4 protein-coding genes are annotated in these 3,153 nt (G+C 78.5%); 1 reads left to right on the top strand and 3 read right to left on the bottom strand.

The annotated features are described in order from the left end of the window. Nucleotides 1–81 precede the first annotated feature (81 nt). Entirely contained in the window at nucleotides 82–699 is a 618-nt protein-coding gene (locus tag WCS02_RS19020; protein ID WP_376984176.1) for a class I SAM-dependent methyltransferase, read from the top strand. A gap of 20 nt (nucleotides 700–719) precedes the next feature. Here WCS02_RS19020 and dapF read toward each other — a convergent pair whose 3' ends face one another. From dapF to WCS02_RS19005, 3 genes are all read right to left on the bottom strand, one after another. Continuing rightward, nucleotides 720–1,682 carry a diaminopimelate epimerase gene (gene dapF, locus WCS02_RS19015; RefSeq protein ID WP_340295854.1) on the bottom strand — a complete coding sequence of 321 codons (963 nt, stop codon included), beginning with the start codon at nucleotides 1,680–1,682 and terminating at the stop codon, nucleotides 720–722. Then, nucleotides 1,679–2,623: a tRNA (adenosine(37)-N6)-dimethylallyltransferase MiaA gene (gene miaA, locus WCS02_RS19010; protein ID WP_340295853.1), complete on the bottom strand. Its 945-nt coding sequence runs from the start codon at nucleotides 2,621–2,623 to the stop codon at nucleotides 1,679–1,681. Before miaA ends, dapF begins: the two co-directional genes overlap by 4 nt. Next, nucleotides 2,620–3,153 (bottom strand): class III extradiol ring-cleavage dioxygenase family protein (locus WCS02_RS19005; RefSeq protein ID WP_340295852.1); only part of this gene is annotated, 534 nt, incomplete at its 5' end. The genes miaA and WCS02_RS19005, both read right to left, overlap by 4 nt.

Below are 3,153 nucleotides of genomic sequence, written 5' to 3'. Positions count from 1 at the left end.
CCCGGGCGGACGCGGACCCGGACGGGGGCCGGCGCGGGCGGGGGCTGGCGCGCGGGGGGGGCGGCGCGGCACGCTCGCCCCGTGACCGGCGTGCAGTCCCACTACTTCGACAGCCAGCCCGGCCCCGGCGGCGGGCCGGAGAAGGTGCGACGGGTCGAGCTGCAGGGCCGGGTGCTGGAGGTCCGCACCGCCGCGGGCGTCTTCAGCGGGGACCGGCTCGACCCCGGCACCGCCGTGCTGCTGCGCCACGCCGCGGAGCTGCCCGAGGGCGGCCGGCTGCTGGACGTCGGCTGCGGCTGGGGGCCGCTGGCGCTGGCGATGGCCGCCGCCTCCCCCGCCGCCGAGGTGTGGGCCGTCGACGTCAACCCGCGCGCGCGGGAGCTGACCGCGGCCAACGCCAGCGACAACGGCCTGACCGGCGTGCGGGTCGCCGCCCCCGAGGACGTCGACCCGGACCTCCGCTTCGACGCGGTGTGGTCCAACCCGCCGATCCGGGTCGGCAAGGAGGCTCTGCACGCGCTGCTGCTGCTGTGGCTGCCCCGCCTGGCGCCCGGCGGGCGGGCGGAGCTCGTCGTGCAGAAGCACCTGGGGGCGGACTCGCTCCAGCGCTGGCTCGAGGAGACGCTCGACGACGACATGCACGTCTCGCGGGCCGCGACCAGCAAGGGCTACCGGGTGCTGGCGGTCGACCGGGACTGAGCCCGGGCTTCCGGCGCCCCTCAGCGCGCGGCGCGCTCCAGCCAGGCGTGGTCGACGACGGCGCGCGCGACCACCTCGGCGGGACCGGCGAGCTCGGAGCCGACGATGCCCTCGTCCTCGCGGCGGCGCAGCCGGACCCGGAGGCGGCCGCCGGGGACGTCGACGGTCCACCGGGTCACCGAGGCGCGCAGGCTGGCCGCGGCGGCCGCGGCGACGGCGCCCGTGCCGCAGGACAGCGTCTCCCCCACGCCCCGCTCGTGGACGCGCATCTGCAGGTAGCCGGTCCCGGGGGTCTCCCCCGTGCCGATCCGGCCGACGACCTCGACGTTGGCACCGTCGACCGGCTCGGGGTCGATCGAGGGCCGCTCGAGCAGGAGCACGCCGTCCACGGCGTCACCGGGGCCGACGTCGACGACGACGTGCGGGTTGCCGACGTCGACGCGCAGGCCGGGCAGGCGGCGCTCGCGGTCCGCGCTGCGCACGACCACCGCGACCGGTGCCGGGTCCACCTGGACCGGCCCCATGTCCACGCTGTAGACGGGGTAGCCGCCGGCGACCAGGCGGACCGGGCGGGGCCCGGAGCGCGACAGCACGGGCACGACGCCGGCGGCCGGGTCGACGAGGCCCGCGTCGACGAGGCAGTGCGCCAACACCCGGACCCCGTTGCCGCACATGAGCGCGCCGGACCCGTCGGAGTTGACGTGGTCCATGAACCAGCCGTCCTCGCCGTCGACGTCGGCGCGCACGGCCCGGATGACGCCGTCCGCGCCGAGGCCGCGACGGCGGTCGCACAGCGCGGCCACCAGGTCGGGGTCCAGGGCGAAGGTGTCGTCGGGGTCGAGCAGCACGACGAAGTCGTTGCCGGTGCCGTGCGCCTTGACCACGTGCAGGCCGTCGGCCCGCAGCGGGCCGGCGGTGCTCGGTGACCGGCTGCCCGCCGGCCGGGTGCTGGTCTGCTCGGGGCTGCCCACGTCCGTGCTCACGGGTCCAGTCTGGCCTGCGCGAGGTCGAGCAGGCGCTCCCGGGCCCCCGGTGCGCCGGCGTCGACCCAGGTGACGTCCGGGTCGGCGCCGAACCACGACTCCTGCTTCCGGACCAGGCGGCGGGTGGCCGCGACGGTGCGGGTGCGGGCGTCCGCCTCGCTGCAGCGCCCGCGCAGAAGGTCGACCACCTGGGCGTACCCCACGGCCCTGGAGGCGGTCGGTCCGTCCTCGAGGCCGAGGTCGAGCAGGCCCCGCACCTCCTCGACGAACCCGGCCTGCCACATCCGGTCCACGCGCTCCTCGACCCGGCGGTCGAGGTCGTCGCGGCTGCGGCGGAGGCCGACGACGACAGCGGGGACGGCGCGCCCCGCGGTCCCCGGTGCCGGCATGGACGCCGCGAACGGCCTGCCGGTGAGCTCGACGACCTCCAGCGCGCGGACCACGCGGCGGGTGTTGGTCGGCAGGATCCGGTCGGCTGCGTCCGGGTCCACCTGCCGCAGCCGCGCGTGCAGGGCGGCGGCCCCGAGGCGCTCCCCCTCGGCCTCCCAGCGGGCGCGGACCGCGGGGTCGGTGCCGGGGAAGCGGAGGTCGTCCAGGGCGGCGCGGACGTAGAGCCCCGACCCGCCGACCAGCACCGGCAGGTGCCCGCGGCCGCGGACCTCGTCGAACAGCGCCCGGGCGAGCCCCTGGTACTCCGCGACGGCGGCAGCCCGGGTGACCGGCCACACGTCGAGCAGGTGGTGCGGCACCCCCCGTCGCTCCGCCGGCGTGATCTTGGCCGTGCCGACGTCCATGCCGGCGTACAGCTGCATGGAGTCGGCGTTGACGACCTCCCCGCCCAGCTCGAGCGCGAGGTCCACCGCCAGGTCGGACTTGCCGGTGGCGGTCGCCCCGACGACGGCGAGCACCGGCGGCTGTCCGCCGGCGGCAGGGGTGCTCACGGCGTCTCCCGCCGGACCGCGACGAGGTAGCCGACACCGAGGGGGGCGCCCGCGTAGAGCACCTCGGCGCTGCCGGGACCCAGCGGTCCCGTGCCGGCGAGCAGCGCCACCGCCGGCCCGGCGGTCGCCCCGACGGCCCCCGCGTCGTCGGCTCCGGTACCGACGGCGCCGGTGCCGGGCAGGACCGGCGCCCGCCCCTCGCGCAGGGCTGCCAGCAGCACGCCGTCGACGACCTCGCCGCGGGGGTCGTCGCCGCCCGGGGCCCGGACGCCACGGGTGCGGCTCCCGTCGGCGAGCAGGAGCAGCCCCACCGCCGCGGGGTCCTGGACCGCAGCCGCCACCGCCGCGGTCGTCCCGCTCCCGGACCGGGCTGGGTCGGTAGCGGGGACCCCGTCCTCGACCTCGTCCCACGAGGCCCAGGTGCGCCGCGGCGGTGCGCCCGCGCCGTCCAGCAGCTCGGCGGCCAGCTCGTGCGGCCAGGAACCGACCGGCGGCGGGTCAGGCTCGTCGCTCGGGTGCGCCGCGCCGGA

Source organism: Aquipuribacter hungaricus (assembly GCF_037860755.1).
Classification (GTDB): domain Bacteria; phylum Actinomycetota; class Actinomycetes; order Actinomycetales; family JBBAYJ01; genus Aquipuribacter; species Aquipuribacter hungaricus.
This window is presented reverse-complemented; position numbering and strand designations above follow the sequence as displayed.